This is a genomic window from Parvularcula dongshanensis, from assembly GCF_014199615.1.
Lineage (GTDB): Bacteria > Pseudomonadota > Alphaproteobacteria > Caulobacterales > Parvularculaceae > Parvularcula > Parvularcula dongshanensis.
Window position 1 is genome coordinate 657541 of sequence record NZ_JACHOB010000001.1, and the last position, 16338, is coordinate 673878.

Sequence of the window (16338 nt, forward strand, 5' to 3'; positions counted from 1 at the left end):
GAACGCGTACGAAGCGTGGTTTGCCGACGAACCTCACCTCATCATTGGCAGCGATGGGGCGACAGGTAAATTTCGGCGGTCCGACAACGATAAGCTTCGAATTCAGTTCTCGGGGACGTCGCGACCCCTTGAGGAGGTCATGCCGTTCGCAAGCCGAGGGTGCGCCGAGGCTGAGCGAGCGACCCACCTTCAAGACATATCTTCATTCGAACAACTGGATCGGGCGCTGCGAGCGATCGAAGGCGAGCGGAAGTAGCCATGTACCAATACGACGACATCGACAAAGCCATCGTGCAAGCCCGCGTCGACGAGTTCCGCGGGCAGGTCGCGCGGCGCCTCACGGGCGAGCTGACCGAGGACCAGTTCAAGCCGCTTCGGCTTCAGAACGGCCTCTACCTGCAGCTTCACGCCTACATGCTGCGCGTCGCCATTCCGTACGGAACGCTCAGTGCCGATCAGCTGCGCGTCCTTGCCTCGATCGCGCGCGATTACGACAAGGGCTACGGCCACGTCTCGACGCGGCAGAACATGCAGTTCAACTGGCCCGCGCTCGTCAACGTGCCCGACATCCTGCAGCGGCTCTGCGATGCGGAGATGCACGCGATCCAGACCTCGGGCAACTGCATCCGCAACGTGACCTCCGACCCCTTCGCCGGCGCTGCCGCGGGCGAGGTGGAGGACCCGCGGATCTGGTGCGAGGTCATCCGTCAGTGGTCGACCTTCCACCCCGAGTTCGCCTTCCTGCCGCGCAAGTTCAAGATCGCGGTCACGGCGTCGGACGAGGACCGCGCCGCGATCCAAGTCCACGACATCGGCATCCAGCTGCGCACGAACGATGCCGGCGAGCCCGGTTTCCGCATCCTCGTCGGCGGCGGCCTCGGCCGCACGCCCTACATTGGGCACGTCGTGCGCGACTTCCTGCCGAGGGATCAGCTCCTGAGCTACCTCGAGGCGATCCTGCGCGTCTACAACGTGCACGGACGGCGCGACAACCTTTTCAAGGCTCGCATCAAGATCCTCGTCAACGAGATGGGCGAGGAGGCCTTCACCCACGCGGTCGAGCAGGAGTGGGAAGAGATCAGGAAGCTCGGCCCGTCGGGCAGTGTCGACCTGCCCGAGGCGGAACGTGCTCGGATCGCGGGCTTCTTCCGCGAGCCGGACTTCGCTGCGCTGGACGACACGGACTTCCGCGCGGACCCGGACGATGCGGGCTACGCCCGCTGGCTCTCGCGCAACGTCTCCGCGCACAAGCGGCCGGGCTACGCCATCGTCACCGTGTCGCTCAAACCGGAGGGCGAGGCGCCCGGGGACATCACCGCGGACCAGATGGACGCGCTGGCGGACCTTGCGGACCGCTACTCCTTCTCCGACGTCCGCACGACGCACGAGCAGAACATGGTCCTGCCCCATGTGAGGCAGGCGGACCTTCCCGCGCTCTACGCCGCGCTCAGCGAGACGGGCCTTGGCAGCGCCAATGCCGGGCTCGTCTCGGACATCATCGCCTGCCCGGGCCTCGACTACTGCAACCTCGCCAACACGCGTTCGATCCCGGTCGCGAACCGTATCCAGAAGCGGTTCTCGGACCCCGTGCGCCAGGCGGAGGTCGGCGAGCTGAAGATCAAGATCTCCGGCTGCATCAACGCCTGCGGCCACCACCATGTCGGCCACATCGGGATCCTTGGCGTCGATAAGAAGGGCGAGGAGTTCTATCAGGTCACGCTCGGTGGCCGGGCGGACGCCGAGGCCGCGATCGGCGAGATCGTCGGGCGGGGGCTCGCGACCGATCAGGTCGTCGATGCTGTCGAGAAGCTCGTGGATACCTATCTGTCCCTCCGCACGGGGCCGGAGGAGCGCTTCATCGACGCCTACAAGCGTCTGGGCGCGGAGCCGTTCAAGGAGGCGCTCTATGAAACTGCTTGAGCTCAAAGACCGCGAGTGGACGCTGTCCGACCTCGATGACGGCCCGGGCCTCCTGCGCGTGGACAACGGGCAGGATCTCCTCGAGAGCCCGCCCGACCTGACCGGCATTTCCGTCGTCCGCCTCGACTGGCCGCAGTTCAAGCTCGGCCAGGCGTTCACCCAGGCGCGGCTCCTACGCCAGCGCTACGGCTTCGAAGGGCAGATCCGCGCGGGCGGCGCGATCTTCCGCGACCAGGCCTGGCACGCGGCGCGCTGCGGCGTCACCGCCTTCGAGATCGAGGACGGCGCCGAGGACGGCTGGCTCGAAAGCCTGCACGCCTATCCCTACCACTATCAGCGCGCGGTGACGGGCGAGGCCGCCTGGGCCCTGCGCCATGGCGGTTCTGCGTGACGGCGTCCGTCGTCGACTTGAAGGCGGACGGGCCCAAGGCCCACGCCGCACGTCTCGCCGCCGAGCATGAGGGCGCGAGCGCGGAGGACATCCTGCGCGCGGCCGCGGCGGAGTTCGGCGACGGGCTCGCCCTCGTCTCCTCCTTCGGGGCGGAGTCGGCGGTCCTCCTGCGCCTGGCCGCGCAGGTGAAGCCGGACATCCCCGTCATCTTCCTCGAGACCCAGAAGCACTTCGCCCAGACGCTCAGCTACCGGCGGAAGCTCGCCAAGACCCTCGGCCTGACCAACGTGCAGGACATCAAGCCGGATAAGGATGAACTGGCGGCGAACGACCCCGACGGCACGCTTTGGAAGCGGGACACGGACCTTTGCTGCACCATCCGCAAGGTGCACCCCCTCGAGACGGCGCTCTCGGGCTACGACGCCTGGATCACGGGGCGGAAGCAGTTCCACGGCGGCGCCCGGGTGAACCTGCCCGCCTTCGAGCACACGGGCGAGCACTACAAGGTGAACCCGCTCGTGCGGTGGTCGCGCGAGGACATCGACGCCTACTACGCCGAGCACGAGATCCCGCCTCACCCCTTGGTGGCGCAGGGCTTCCCGTCGATCGGCTGCTGGCCTTGCACCCACCCGGTGGCCGAGGGCGACGACGTGCGCGCGGGCCGCTGGCGCGGTCAGGCGAAGACCGAGTGCGGCATCCACGGCCGGGTCTAGAACCGGTAGGCGACGCCCCCGCCGACGAAGGCGCCGGCGTCCGCCGCCCCGACGCTGACCCCGCCCGTCAGGTCGAGCTGCAGGTCGTCGGACAGGAGGTAGGTGACGCCGCCATCGACGTAGTGGGTGTCGTCCTCCGTCCCCTCCAGCACGCTGACGTAGTGCTCGACGAAGAGACCGGCCCTCCGGCTCAACGCGAAGCCGAGGCCGACCGCGTTCGTCCATTCGGTCCGGCGCTCGTCCCCGACCGTGACCGAGCCGACCGTCACCGTGCCCGATAGGTTGAGCGTGTCCGTCAGATCCGAAGACCACAGAAGGCCGACAGACGGGTCGAGCGGACGCGCCGCGCCGTCCTCCGCTCCGATCGCGACGACGCCGAGGAGGGAGAGCGCGGGGCGCAGGCCGTCGCCCTCGCTCAGCGCCTGCTTCACCTCGATCGTGCCGCCCTCCAGCGCCGTTCCGCCGTCGCCCGTCGTCACCCCGGTCCAGCTCACCCGGACCTCCGTTCCTTCCCCCGCGCCGTAGCGGAGAAGGGCGAGGGGGAGGGCGGCGACGTCGTCGGACGGGGCCCACTCGAGGCCGGCCTCGATCTGCACCGTGCCCGCGCCGACCGTATCCGTGCCGGTCGCGAAGCCCGGACGGTCGGCGGACAACGGGTCCTGCCCCGCCGCGGGGCCCAGCGCCGCGAGGGCGGCGGCGAGCACGAGGAGGACGAGACGCGTCATCCCGCCTGCATGGCCGGTTCTCTAAGCCGAGGGAAGGCGGCACGCCGGTTGCTGAGGCCGGGCCGGCTCTCTACCTATCTCGTCTATGGCCAAACACTTCGATTCCTCCGCCCGTGGCCCTTCTCAGCGCCAGCTCCGCGCCGGCGAGCTGATCCGGCATGCCCTCGCCGAGATGTTCCAGCGCGACGAGGTGCATGACGAGGGGCTGCGCGGGCTCAACGTGACCTTCTCGGAGGTCAAGGCGAGCCCGGACCTGCGCAACGCGACGGTCTTCGCGACCGCGCTCGGCGGTGAGGGGACGGGCGACGCCATCGCCGCGCTCAACCGGTCCGCGTCCAAGATCCGCGGCGTCCTGGGTCGCAAGATCGACATGAAGTTCACGCCGCAGCTCGTCTTCCGGGCCGATCGCAGCTTCGACGAGGCGCAGCGGATCGACGACCTTCTCTCGGGTCGATCCTGAGGCGCATCGTCACGAGCTCACGGTTCGTTAACAATTCCTTTGACCTCGCCTTTCCGGTTTGAGAGAATATCTCCCCTGTAAGGAAACGGTGGAGACCACGCGATGAGCTTCATCTGGCAGAGGCGGCAGCGCATCGCGCCCCCGCCTCCCGCACATGACGCGCCTCATCCGGTCGCCGACGCCCCGCTGGACGCGATCCGGCTGTTTCCGGGGTTCGAGCGCGAGGATTTCGAGGTCGCCGTGCGCGACGGCGCTCAGCCTGCCATCCTGATCCGCTGGAAGGACGGTGGCGACTGGTTCGAGCTTCCGCCCATGTTCAACCGCTCGGTCCTCGCCTCGATCGACCGGCGCGAGGCCGCCCCTGCGCTCCCCTCCCTCCTGTCGAGCTACGGCTATCCGTTGGACGACGCGGCCTGAACGGCGTTGACCCCGAGGTGCGGGCCCGCTTAACCGCGCCGCCCACAACGTTCGGAGGTCGGCTTGGCACGGCGCAAGAAGGGCCGGAAGCTGTCCGGCTGGCTCATCCTCGACAAACCCTACGACCTCGGCTCGACCGAGGCGGTGAGCCGTCTGCGCTGGTACGCCGGTGCGCAGAAGGCCGGCCATGCCGGCACGCTCGACCCCCTCGCGACCGGCCTCCTGCCCATCGCCTTCGGCGAGGCCACGAAGACGGTGCCCTTCGTCCAGGACGGTCTCAAGACCTACCGCTTCACCGCGAAGTGGGGTGAGGCCACGAGTACGGACGACACGGAGGGCGAGGTCATCGCGACGTCGGAGGTCCGGCCGGCCCGGACGGATATCGAAGCCGCCCTGGCGCGCTTCACCGGCCTGATCCAGCAGCGTCCGCCCGCCTTCTCCGCCGTCAAGGTGGCGGGCGAACGGGCCTACGACCTCGCCCGCGGCGGCGAGGCGGTCGAGCTCGCCGCCCGCCCGATCACCATCCATTCGCTGAGGCTCGTCGAGGCGGACGCCGAGAGCGCCGTCCTCGAGGCGGTCACCGGCAAGGGCGCGTACGTCCGGGCCCTCGTTCGCGACCTCGCCGAGGCGCTCGGCACCCGCGCCCACGTCACGCAGCTGCGCCGCACCCGCGTCGGCCCGTTCGGCGAAGACGACATGGTCACCCTGGAGGAGGCGACGGGCCACGCCGCGACGGTCCGCCTTTCGCCCGAGGAGCGGGACTTCGCCCGCATCGACGCCGTCCTCTTAGGAACGGGCGAGGGACTGAGGGAACACCCCCAGGCGCCCGTGGACGGCACGCAGGCCCACCGGCTTCGCCGCGGCCAGGACGCCCTCCTGCCCCCTTACGAGGCCAAGGCCGTCAGGGGCGAGGCGATCGGCGACGTCGAGCCCGTGCTCGCGACCGAGGACGGCGTGGCCGTGGCGATCTGCCGTCTCGAAGGTCTGAAGCTGCGCCCCCTGAAGGTGTTCGCCGAAGACGGCTGACCGGCCGTCTCCGGAACCCACGCGCGCCGCGCCCGTTCCTACTTCGAACATCGAAGGAAAGGCGCCGTCATGGCCGACGCTCCCACCCCGTACGAAAAGCTCGACCAACTCTGGATCGCCGGTAAGTGGCGGCAGGGTTCCGGCGAGCCCACAGACAACAAGAACCCCTGGACCGGCGAGACGCTCTTCTCCTACGGCACCGCGACGAGGGACGACGTGGACGAGGCGCTCCGCGCTTCCAAGGCCGCGCAGGCGGAGTGGGCGGCGTTGCCCCCCGCCGCCCGGGCCGCGAGCATGGCGAAGATGGTGGAGATCATCGAGTCGCGCTCGGACGAACTCATGGACTGGATCGTCCGGGAGTCGGGCGGCACCAAGGTCAAGGCCGCGCTCGAGGTGAAGCTCATCACCGGCGTCTTCCGCGAGGCGGCGATCCTTCCCTACATGGTCGAGGGCCGCATCCTGCCCGAGGACATCGAGGGCAAGGAGTCGCGCTGCTACAGGAAGCCCGTCGGCGTGGTCGCGCTGATCAGCCCCTGGAACTTCCCCATGCAGCTGACCGCGCGGACGCTCGGGCCTGCGCTCGCCGTCGGCAACGGCGTCGTCCTCAAGCCCGCCTCCGACACGCCGGTGACGGGCGGCACGCTCTTCGCCGCGATGCTGGAGGAAGCCGGCATTCCGGAAGGCCTCGTCAGCGTGCTGCCGGGGCCGGGCTCGGAGGTCGGCGACGCGCTGATCGGTCACGAGATTCCGAGGGTCGTGTCCTTCACTGGCTCGACGCCTGTGGGCCGCGGCGTCGGGAAGTCCGCCCTCGACGCGAAGGTGATCAAGCAGCTCGAGCTGGAACTCGGCGGCAACGGGCCGATCGTGGTCCTCGACGACGCCGACATCGACCTCGCGGTCAGAGCCTCGCTCTGGGGCAAGTTCATGCACCAGGGGCAGATCTGCATGATCGCGAACCGGATCGTCGTGCACGACGCCGTGTACGACGAGTTCGTGGACCGCTTCGTCGCGGGGGCGAAGTCGCTGAAGCGCGGCGATCCTGACGACCCCGCCACCTTCATCGGTCCGATCATCAACGACAGCCAGATGAAGTCGATCCGTAAGCTGATCGAAAAGGCGAAGTCGGAAGGCGCGACCTGCCTCCTCGGCGGCGAGCCCGAGGGCCTCGTCCTGCCGCCCCACGTCTTCGCGGACGTTGCGGAGGACAGCTGCCTCGTCACCAACGAGATCTTCGGCCCCGTCGCGCCCATCCAGCGGGCGAGTGACGAGGAGGATGCGCTGCGCCTCGCCAACGCGACCGACTACGGCCTGTCGAGCGCCGTCTTCACGAAAGATGTCGACCGGGGGGTGCGGTTCGCGCGCCGGATCGAGGCTGGCATGACCCACGTGAACGACCAGCCCGTCAACGACAGTCCGTTCGGGCCGTTCGGCGGCGAGAAGAACTCAGGTCTCGGCCGGTTCAACGGCCGCTGGGCCGTCGAAGCCTTCACGACCGATCATTGGATCACCGTTCAGCGCACGCCGCGCGACTATCCCTTCGCGGCGGACTGATCCGTATAAAGCAAGCATGAAACGGAGGGCCGGATGCAACCATCCGGCCCTCGCTGTGTTTTAAAGCAGAGCAAGAAAGGTTCGCTTACAGGAGGTTCTCGTGGCGGAAGGAAAGAAGAGAACGGGCACCGGCATCGTGATCGGCGTCGTCGGCACCTTGCTCGTGGTCTTCGCCGCTGGACTAATCGTCGCCTACACCGGTGCTTACAACGTCGCCGCGACGCGCGATCATACCGCCTTCGGGCGTTGGGCGCTCGGTACGACCATGGAGAATTCGATCCAGCGCCGGGCGGATGGGATCGAGGCGCCGGTTTCCTTCTCCGAAGCGCAGATCGCCTCGGGCGCACGGCGGTACAAGGCGATGTGTGCGCATTGCCATGCCGGGCCCGGCATCGAGCGCGCCGAGTGGGCCGAAGGCATGCTGCCGCAGCCGCCCCATCTCACCGAGCACGGCAACGAGTGGGCCCCTGAAGAGATCTTCTGGATCCTGAACCACGGCATAAAGATGTCCGGTATGCCGGCCTTTGGGCCGACCCATGAAGACGAGGCTCTTTGGGAGATTACGGCCTTCGTCCGTGCCCTGCCGGGCATGACTACCGAGCAGTACAAAGCCTATGGCGAACCCGCAGAGCAGGGCGGCGCTGGCCACGGACACTAAAGGAGAGAGGGGCGAGCTATGCAGATGTCCTACTGGCGGTTCTTCGGAATGATCGCGACCTCGACGGTCGTGATGTTCATCCTGATGTACCTCAACACCTACGCCCTCGAGCACGTGCTCTGGAGCGAGACGCGGACGTGGATGGCGCTCCTGATGGGTGCCACCATGGCGGTCATCATGCTCGGCTGGATGCTGAACATGTACAAGAACAAGGTCGCCAACGTCGCGATCCTCGCCGGCAGCGTCCTCGTCTTCGCGCTCTCGCTCTGGCTGGTGCGGAGCCAGGCGACGGTGACGGACGCGGAGTACATGAAGGCGATGATCCCGCACCACTCGATCGCGATCATGACCTCGGAACGCGCGCAGATCTCCGACCCGCGGGTTCGCAAGCTGGCGGACGAGATCATCGCCGCGCAGCGGCGCGAGATCGCCGAGATGAAGTACCTGATCGACGAGCTTGAGGAGGCGGACGAGCGATGAGACGCGAACTCGCACCGCTCGCCGCATTCCTTCTCGCCGCATGCGGCGGGCCCGCGCCGGGCGAGGGGATGGACGCACCGATGGCATCCGAACCCGTGCCGGAGGTGGTCCCGGCGCGCGACGCGGTGATGACGGCCGACATCCCTACCATCGACCCCGGCACGATGAACGAGGCGGAGATCGAGAAGGTCCTCCCCGAAGGGCCGCGATGCAGCTTCGTCTACACCGCGGCCAGCCCGCCCGTGCTTGCGGGCGCGCTGCCGGCAGGCGGCGGGCCTGCCCGCGGCGTCGTCAAGATTCACGGCCGTCTCGTCGCGCTGGAAGGCGCCGTGCAGGACTTCGACGCGCTGCGCGGGGGGACGCGCTTCGCCTCGGGCGATGTCAGCCTCGAGGTCTCTCCGGACCCGCAGAAGGAAGGACGCGTCCGCGACGGGGTTCGGCGGCGTCCGGCGGACATGGTCTTCCGGCTCGAAGAGGGGCTGACCGTCGGCTACCGGGGCTGGTGGCGCTGCCCGGCCTGAACGTTGCGCGGCGGGGCGCTGGCGGGCGCCCGCGACGCTCGCTACCTTCTGCGCATGTCGCTCCTCACAGAGATGGACGTGCGCAGCCGCGACCTCTTCCGGCGCCTCGTCGAGACCTACCTCGAGACCGGCGAGCCCGTGGGCTCGCGCACCCTCTCGCGCGGGCCGGGCGTCGACGTCAGCCCGGCGACGATTCGGAACGTCATGGCCGACCTGACCGAGCTCGGCATCCTCAGCGCGCCGCACGCCTCGGCGGGCCGCATCCCGACCGAGCGGGGCCTCAGGCTCTTTATCGACGGGATCATGGAGATAGGAGAGCCCTCCGAGGCGGAGCGCCGGGCGCTCGAAGCCGACGCGGGGGCGGAAGGGGCGGCCGACCTCCTGTCGCGCGCGGCGGGGGCGCTGTCGGGCCTCACGCGGACGGCGAGCCTGATCGTCACGTCCAAGTCCGACCGCCCGCTGCGCCACGTCGAGTTCGTGCGGCTCGACCCCGAACGCGCACTGGCGGTCCTCGTCGATGACCGCGGCGACGTCGAGAACCGCCTGATCGCGCTGCCGGCGGGCCTGCCCGCGGCGAGCCTCGAGCGCGCCTCCAACTTCCTCAATGCGCAAGTCGCCGGAAGAACGATTTCGCAGGCGAGACGAGAGGTGCTCGAACAGCTCGACGCGCAGCGGGGCCAGCTCGACGACCTCTCCGCCGACCTCGTGCGCCGCGGCGTCGCGGAGGTGGGGCCGGGTTCGGGCGGACCGCAGCTGATCGTGCGAGGGCAGGCGAACCTCCTCGAAGGGGCGGGCGCGGACCTCGAGCGCATCCAGCAGCTCTTCGAGGAGATCGAGCGCAAGCAGGGGCTGATCGACCTTCTCGAGGCCGCGAAGGACGGCGAAGGGGTGCGCGTCTTCATCGGCTCGGAGAACCGGCTCTTCAGCCTGTCGGGCAGCGCGGTCGTCGCGGCGCCCTACAGAGACGCCGAGCGCAACATCGTCGGCGTCGTCGGCGTCGTCGGGCCGACCAGGCTCAACTACGCGCGGGTCGTGCCGCTCGTCGACTACACCGCCGAGATCGTCACGCGCTTGATCCGCTGACCTCGGCGGCGACCCAGCCCGCATAGCCGGGCGAAGCGCCCGACACGGGCAGGATCAGCACCTCGGGGGTCTCGTAAGGATGCAGCGTCCCGATCCGGTCCGCGAGCCGGCGGGCGAGCACTGCGGTGGTCTTCGCATCGAGACGCCATTCGGACGAGGTCTCTACCTTGCCCGCCCACCGGTACCGGCTCTCGATCCGCACGATCTGGACGCAGGCGGCGAGGCGTGCTCGATCAGCGCGTCCACGAGGCGGGTCGCGTCGTCCTCTCCGCTCACGGTCGTCTGCACGATGGCGAGGGCATCGCTTGAACCTGCTTCGTTCCGTCCGTACATGCGCGCCTCCGACAATTCCTCAGCCCAAGGTTGCCCGCTTCATGAGCGAGACGAACGCCGCGCCCCAGGACGACGCACCGAAGAACGACGCCCCCGAGACCTCAGCCGAAGAGACGGCAGAGGTGCAAGCCACGCCTGAGTTCGAGCCGATCCCCGAACATCTGCGCGACGAGGCGCTCGACGGCCATCAGATCAAGAAGCTCGCCGAGGAGCGCATCGCGGAGATGCAGGCCGAGCTCGAAGCCGCCAACGACAAGGCGCTCCGCCTCGCCGCGGAGCTCGAGAACACGCGCCGCCGGGCCGAGCGCGAGCGCGGCGAGGCCGCCCGCTACGGCATCTCCGGCTTCGCCCGCGACCTCCTCTCCGTCGCCGACAACATGGCGAAGGCGATCGAGCTGGCGCCGGAGGATCCGTCCTCCATGACGAAGGAAGGCCTAGAAGCCTTGGTGAACGGGATGCGCATGACCGAGCGCGAGCTGATCGCGGTCTTCGAGCGCAACGGCGTGACGCGGATCGCGCCCAAGGGCGAGCGCTTCGATCCGAACCTGCACCAGGCGATCGCGCAGGTGCCCGGCGGCGGTCTGCCCAAGGACCACGTCGCGGACGTCGCGGCGCCGGGCTTCGTCATCGGCGACCGCGTCCTGCGCGCCGCGATGGTGACGGTGTCCACGGGCGCGGAGGCGCAACCGCAGGAGGGCTGAGGCCCCATCCCCTAACGCGTCCTTAACCACGTTGGCCGGAAGCCGGGCGCCATGCTGCGCGTCCTCCTTCCGGTCCTGGCCTTGGCGGCGACGGGCGCCCTCGCGCAGCCCGCCGAGGTGACGATCAGCGGAGACAGGGCCCTCGACGTCGCCGCCGACCTCGTCGCGCGGGGGCGTCTCGATCAGGCGGACGAGATCCTTCGACGCCTCGCCGAGGGCGACCCCGCCGCCCTCGACATGATCCGCCTCGATGCGCTCGCGGCCGAGATCGCCGCCGCGCGCGGCGAGCACGAGCGGGCGGTCTTCATCCTCGGCAACGTGCTCGACCACGATCCGAGCCTCGCGACCCTGCGCCTGCGCATGGCCCGCTCCTTGTTCGAGCTGCGCCAAGACCGCCGCGCCGCGCACCATCTTCGCCTCGCGCGGCCTCAGCTGTCGGGCGAAGACAGCGAGCAGGCCCGCCGGCTCCTCGCGGCGATCGAGGCACGCCGCGTCTTCTCCTTGCGCTTCGCGGCGGCGCTGCTGCCCGACAGCAACGTCAACACGGCGACGAGCGAGGCGACGCAGGTGATCGGCGGCATCGAGCAGACGTTGCAGGACGACGGTGCGCTGGCGCGCTCGGGCCTCGGGCTCTCGACCCGCCTGACCGCCATGGCGCTCCCGAAGATCACATCGCGGCTGCGGGGCGAGGCCCGGGCCGACGTCGCGCTGACCGACCAGTCCAACATCGATTTCGACTACCTGACCTATGGCGGCGAGGCGGGCCTGCGCTGGCAAGGCGGGCGCCTCCGCGCGAGCCTTCTCGGCACGGCCGAAGCGCAGCGCTTCGGAGGAGAGCCCTATGCCGAGGGCTTCGGAGGCAGGGTCCGGCTGACCGCCGCGCTCGACGCCCGCACCCAGGGCGGGGTGGAGTTCGGCGTCACCGACACGGACTTCGTGAGAGACGCCTATGACGGCATGACCTACGACGCCGCCTTCTCCCTCCAGCGCGCGGCGGGTACGGCGACCTTGCTCGGCGTGCAGGCCGCGGGCGCCCGGCACGACGCGCGCGACCCGGCGCAGTCCTACTGGCGCGTCGGCGGCGCCTTGTCGGCGACGCGGGAGGTCGCGGGCGGCGTGACGCTGACCGCGGCGCCGGGCCTCGTCTTTCGAACCTATGACGAGGCGGCGGCCTTCTTCGGCCAGCGGCGAGAGGACCTGACGGTCTCAGGCACGCTCGCGGCGGCGAAGCGGGACTTTCAGCTGCACGGCTTCGCGCCGCAGCTCAGCTACACCTATGTGCGGAACGACTCGACGCTCGGCCTCTACGACTACGAGCGTCACCGGGTCAGCCTGGGGCTGACCCGCGCCTTTTGAGAAGTCAGCCTGGGGCTGACCCGCGCTTTCTGAGATGCCGGCTAGGCCTGACCCGAAGCTCGAGAGGCGTCAGCCCTCCGGCCCGCTCGCCGTGTCGCGGCCGACGAAGGCGCCCGCCGCGGCGGCCTCGGCCCCGGTGAACTCGAACGTACCGCCGATCTCCTGCGCCGTCGGTCCGTAGAAGTGGCCGTCGAAGCTGCCTTCCAGCACGTTCGTTCCGTCCGCGACGCCTCTGTCCAGCGTGCCCGTCATGTGGCCGCCGAAGGTCGCGCCGTCGATCGAGCCCGCGCCTGCGAACGTCGCGTAGTCGACGTAGCGGGTGACGCCCTCGCCGTCGCGATAGGCGATGTTCGCGTCCAAATCCATGTCGAGCGCGCCGGTCGCGAAGTCGGTCCGCATGTTGAGGCCGCCGCGCAGGTCTTGAATGTCGTTCTGGCGCGCGACGCTGCCGTAGATCGTGCCTTGATAGGTCGCGGTGCCCGTGAGGGGCATCTCGTCGGCGTCGGTCAGCTCGCCGAAGACGAGGTGGCCGGCCTGCATGCCGTCCTCCGTTCCCTTGTACCAGGCGCCGGCGGCGACGAAGCGGGTCGGCGCGACGGCGCCGTCGATACGGTACTGCACGTAGGTGACGCCGTCGGCCTCGTAGTAGAAGCCTGGGCTCTCTTCGATGAGGGCGGTCGCCTCATCGACCGATGCCATGAGCGCGCTCGACTGTCGGTTGCCGAGGGCCTCCAGGCTTTCTACCAACATCATGCCGCTGCCCGACGCGCTGAGCGAAGCCGGGTTGATGCCGAGGCTCTCCGGCATGGCGTCGAGCACGTCGGCGATGACGAGCCGGGTCGCGGCCGGCGCGGCGTCCTGCGCGGCGGTGAAGTCGCTGGTCGAGATGCTGATGAGGTAGGCCGCCGCGAGGTCCGGGGCGTTCTCCACCGAGGACGGCGCCCCGTAGGCATCGGGATCGAGCGCGACCAGGATCGGCAGCGCGCCGAGCCTGCGTTCCGTGGTGGCCGTCTCGGCCATGCCGAGGTCCGACAGCTGGTTGCTCCAGGAGGAGAGCCGCGAGAGGCCGGTCTCCTCCGAGCCGATCGCGGCGACCGCGCTGAGGTACTGGTCGGCGCGCGCGACGTCGCCGCCGATGAAGGTCTGGTCGACCTGCGTGTAAGCGGCAGGCTGGGTCGCGACGTAGACGGCGGACAGGCCGTTCGAGAGGTCAGCCAGCGCCTTCGGCGTGAGCAGCAGGAGCGGCCCGAAGGTCTCGTCGAAGACGACGGCCGTGCCGCCCTCCGCCGCGATCGCGTCGAACGAGCTCCCCGCATGGTCGATCGAGAAGGTGAACTCGTTCGTGGCCGCGTCGTAGCTCATGCTCTGACCGGTCTCGGCCCTGGCGAGGACGGTGTCGCGATAGACGTAGGCGCCGCTCTCGGCATACGCGATGTCGAGCGTGCGGGTGGAGACGTCGTAGGTCTCCGACCGCTCGGGCCCGCCGCCGCCGTAGCGGAACGACGTCCGCTCGAGGACGAGGTTCTTCGGCGCGGCCGGCGTGCCGGAGGTGGGGTCGATCACCGGCGTCGGACTGCCGGTGCTGCCGCCGCCATCCGTCGTCGACGCGCAGGCGGCCAAGCCGAGCAGGCCCGCGCCGAGCAGGAAGGACGAACGCAAGGACGTGCGGTTCATGGTGGTTGCCCCCAGCTATCTCGGCGGGGTCCTTACAAGACAGCCATGAACACGCGTTTAAGCCTGGGGAACCACCACAATCCGTGTCGCCCCGCGGTTGAAGAGGGCCTGCCATGCCCTTACATCCGCCGCCGTCATAGGGGCCGAGGCCCCAGTGAAGCGAACAAGAAGGGGCCGAACGTCCGGGGGCTCGAAGGCCCCCCGGGGCGAGACCCGGCGACCCGGCCCGCTTAGGAAAGGATTTGCAATGGCTAAAGTGATCGGCATCGACCTAGGCACCACGAACTCCTGCGTCGCGGTGATGGAAGGCTCCGAAGCGAAGGTTATCGAGAACGCCGAGGGCAACCGGACGACCCCGTCCGTCGTTGCCTTCACCGAAGGCGGCGAGCGTTTGGTCGGCCAGCCCGCCCTGCGTCAGGCGGTGACCAACCCCGAGAACACCTTCTTCGCGATCAAGCGCCTGATCGGCCGCCAGTTCTCCGACCCGACGGTCAAGAAGGACCAGGGGATGGTGCCCTACGCGATCGTGCAGGGCGAGAACGGCGACGCGTGGGTCTCCGCGCGCGGCGAGAAGTACGCGCCCTCGCAGATCTCCGCCTTCACCCTTCAGAAGATGAAGGAGACGGCCGAGCGCTACCTGGGCGAGACCGTCACCCAGGCCGTGATCACCGTGCCCGCCTACTTCAACGACGCTCAGCGCCAGGCGACCAAGGACGCCGGCAAGATCGCCGGGCTCGAAGTGCTGCGCATCATCAACGAGCCGACGGCCGCCGCGCTCGCCTACGGGCTCGAAAAGCAGGACGGCAAGACGATCGCGGTCTACGACCTCGGCGGCGGCACGTTCGACGTCTCGATCCTGGAGATCGGCGACGGCGTCTTCGAGGTGAAGTCCACCAATGGCGACACCTTCCTGGGCGGCGAGGACTTCGACCTTCGCATCGTCGACTTCCTCGCGGACGAGTTCAAGAAGGACCAGGGCATCGACCTGCGCCAGGACAAGCTCGCCCTGCAGCGCCTCAAGGAAGAGGCCGAGAAGGCGAAGAAGGAGCTGAGCTCCGCGCAGCAGTACGAAGTGAACCTGCCCTACATCACGGCGGACGCGTCGGGGCCGAAGCACCTTCACGTCAAGCTCAGCCGCGCGAAGTTCGAGAGCCTCGTCGAGGACCTCGTCAAGCGCACGATCGATCCGATGAAGGCGGCCCTCAAGGACGCCGGCGTCAGCCAGTCCGAGATCGACGAGGTCGTCCTCGTCGGCGGCATGACCCGCATGCCGAAGATCCAGGAGACGGTGAAGTCCTTCTTCGGCAAGGAGCCGCATAAGGGTGTGAACCCGGACGAGGTCGTCGCCAAGGGCGCGGCGATCCAGGGCGGCGTCCTTCAGGGCGACGTCAAGGACGTCCTCCTCCTCGACGTGACCCCGCTCAGCTTGGGCATCGAGACCCTCGGCGGCGTCTTCACGCGCCTGATCGACCGGAACACCACCATCCCGACCAAGAAGTCCCAGGTCTTCTCGACCGCCGAGGACAACCAGTCGGCGGTGACGATCCGCGTCAGCCAGGGCGAGCGCGAGATGGCGGCCGACAACAAGCTGCTCGGCCAGTTCGACCTCGTCGGCATCCCGCCGGCGCCGCGCGGCGTGCCGCAGATCGAGGTGACCTTCGACATCGACGCGAACGGCCTCGTCAACGTGTCCGCCAAGGACAAGGCGACCGGCAAGGAGCAGTCGATCCGGATCCAGGCCTCGGGCGGTCTCAGCGACGATGACATCGAGCGCATGGTCAAGGACGCCGAAGCCAACGCGGAAGCCGACAAGAAGCGCCGCGAGGCGGTCGAGGCCCGCAACCAGGCCGAGAGCCTCGTTCACTCGACGGAAAGCTCCCTCAAGGAGCACGGCGACAAGCTGCCGGGCGCCGACAAGGAAGCGCTCGAGAAGGCGATCGCCGACACCAAGGCGCTGCTCGCCAAGGACGACGCCGACGCCGACGCGCTCAACGCGCAGGTCCAGACGCTCGCCACCGCTTCGATGAAGCTCGGCGAGGCGATCTACGGCCAGGGCGGCGGCGAAGGCGGTGCGGATGCCAACGCGGCGGCCGATGCGGCGAACGACGCGGCCCAGGACGCCGAGATCGTCGATGCCGACTACGAAGAGGTGGACGAGAGCAAGTCTGCCTGAGGATCCGAACCCTCAACGGAGGCCCCGCTTCGGCGGGGCCTCTTCACTTCCACGCCCGCGCCCCCCAATTTGGACTCTACCGAGGATAGGCGACGCCGCCATTCGTGTGTCGCCTCCGTCCTCCGGTCCCGCGTCAGGCCTGCCGGCCGCCCGGGC

Annotated in this window: 17 protein-coding genes; 14 read left to right on the forward strand and 3 right to left on the reverse strand. The window is 69.0% G+C overall.

Features of this window, described 5'->3' with window-relative positions:
- Positions 1-258 precede the first annotated feature (258 nt).
- Genes GGQ59_RS03105 through GGQ59_RS03115 form a run of 3 tightly spaced genes read left to right on the forward strand, consistent with a single transcriptional unit; the run spans position 259 to position 3024 of the window.
- Positions 259-1920 (forward strand): nitrite/sulfite reductase, encoded by a 1662-nt coding sequence (locus tag GGQ59_RS03105; protein ID WP_183815723.1) that lies wholly within the window; start codon positions 259-261, stop codon positions 1918-1920.
- Complete coding sequence (locus GGQ59_RS03110) at positions 1907-2311, forward strand: DUF934 domain-containing protein (RefSeq protein WP_183815724.1); 405 nt, start codon at positions 1907-1909, stop codon at positions 2309-2311. Before GGQ59_RS03105 ends, GGQ59_RS03110 begins: the two co-directional genes overlap by 14 nt.
- Positions 2308-3024, forward strand: a complete 717-nt coding sequence (locus GGQ59_RS03115; protein WP_343074234.1) for a phosphoadenylyl-sulfate reductase — start codon at positions 2308-2310, stop codon at positions 3022-3024. The genes GGQ59_RS03110 and GGQ59_RS03115 overlap by 4 nt, the downstream gene beginning before the upstream one ends.
- Here GGQ59_RS03115 and GGQ59_RS03120 read toward each other — a convergent pair.
- Positions 3021-3749 (reverse strand): transporter, encoded by a 729-nt coding sequence (locus tag GGQ59_RS03120; RefSeq protein ID WP_183815725.1) that lies wholly within the window; start codon positions 3747-3749, stop codon positions 3021-3023. The two genes, GGQ59_RS03115 and GGQ59_RS03120, sit on opposite strands and share 4 nt — an antisense overlap.
- Positions 3750-3834: 85 nt before the next feature.
- On the opposite strand from GGQ59_RS03120, the gene rbfA reads away from it, so the two are divergent.
- The 8 genes from rbfA (at position 3835) to hrcA (ending at position 9945) form a co-directional block, all read left to right on the forward strand.
- Positions 3835-4209: a 30S ribosome-binding factor RbfA gene (gene rbfA, locus GGQ59_RS03125; RefSeq protein ID WP_183815726.1), complete on the forward strand. Its 375-nt coding sequence runs from the start codon at positions 3835-3837 to the stop codon at positions 4207-4209.
- Positions 4210-4311: 102 nt separating this feature from the next.
- The gene (locus tag GGQ59_RS03130; RefSeq protein WP_183815727.1) at positions 4312-4626 is read left to right on the forward strand and encodes a hypothetical protein; all 315 of its coding nucleotides are present in this window, start codon (positions 4312-4314) and stop codon (positions 4624-4626) included.
- Positions 4627-4689: 63 nt separating this feature from the next.
- Positions 4690-5652, forward strand: a complete 963-nt coding sequence (gene truB / locus GGQ59_RS03135) for a tRNA pseudouridine(55) synthase TruB (protein ID WP_183815728.1) — start codon at positions 4690-4692, stop codon at positions 5650-5652.
- Positions 5653-5721: 69 nt separating this feature from the next.
- Complete coding sequence (locus tag GGQ59_RS03140; protein WP_183815730.1) at positions 5722-7203, forward strand: aldehyde dehydrogenase family protein; 1482 nt, start codon at positions 5722-5724, stop codon at positions 7201-7203.
- A gap of 100 nt (positions 7204-7303) precedes the next feature.
- Positions 7304-7861: a c-type cytochrome gene (locus tag GGQ59_RS03145; RefSeq protein ID WP_183815732.1), complete on the forward strand. Its 558-nt coding sequence runs from the start codon at positions 7304-7306 to the stop codon at positions 7859-7861.
- Positions 7862-7879: 18 nt separating this feature from the next.
- Positions 7880-8341: a DUF305 domain-containing protein gene (locus GGQ59_RS03150; RefSeq protein WP_183815734.1), complete on the forward strand. Its 462-nt coding sequence runs from the start codon at positions 7880-7882 to the stop codon at positions 8339-8341.
- A complete protein-coding gene (locus GGQ59_RS03155) occupies positions 8338-8862 on the forward strand; it encodes a hypothetical protein (RefSeq protein ID WP_183815735.1) in 525 nt (174 codons plus the stop codon). The genes GGQ59_RS03150 and GGQ59_RS03155 overlap by 4 nt, the downstream gene beginning before the upstream one ends.
- Before the next feature lie 54 nt (positions 8863-8916).
- On the forward strand, positions 8917-9945 hold the full coding sequence (gene hrcA / locus GGQ59_RS03160) for a heat-inducible transcriptional repressor HrcA (protein ID WP_183815736.1): 1029 nt from the start codon (positions 8917-8919) through the stop codon (positions 9943-9945).
- Here hrcA and cutA read toward each other — a convergent pair.
- Positions 9926-10147, reverse strand: coding sequence for a divalent-cation tolerance protein CutA (gene cutA, locus GGQ59_RS03165; protein WP_343074235.1), 222 nt, complete (start codon positions 10145-10147; stop codon positions 9926-9928). The genes hrcA and cutA overlap by 20 nt on opposite strands.
- 172 nt (positions 10148-10319) lie before the next feature.
- On the opposite strand from cutA, the gene grpE reads away from it, so the two are divergent.
- Entirely contained in the window at positions 10320-10979 is a 660-nt protein-coding gene (gene grpE, locus GGQ59_RS03170) for a nucleotide exchange factor GrpE (protein WP_183815737.1), read from the forward strand.
- 51 nt (positions 10980-11030) lie between these two features.
- Entirely contained in the window at positions 11031-12335 is a 1305-nt protein-coding gene (locus GGQ59_RS03175; protein WP_183815738.1) for a surface lipoprotein assembly modifier, read from the forward strand.
- 69 nt (positions 12336-12404) lie between these two features.
- Here the strand turns inward: GGQ59_RS03175 and GGQ59_RS03180 are convergent, their stop codons facing one another.
- Positions 12405-14009, reverse strand: coding sequence for a transferrin-binding protein-like solute binding protein (locus GGQ59_RS03180; protein ID WP_183815739.1), 1605 nt, complete (start codon positions 14007-14009; stop codon positions 12405-12407).
- Between the two features lie 247 nt (positions 14010-14256).
- Between GGQ59_RS03180 and dnaK the strand changes: the two genes are divergently transcribed.
- Entirely contained in the window at positions 14257-16182 is a 1926-nt protein-coding gene (dnaK, locus tag GGQ59_RS03185) for a molecular chaperone DnaK (protein ID WP_183815741.1), read from the forward strand.
- The last annotated feature ends 156 nt before the right edge of the window (positions 16183-16338 follow it).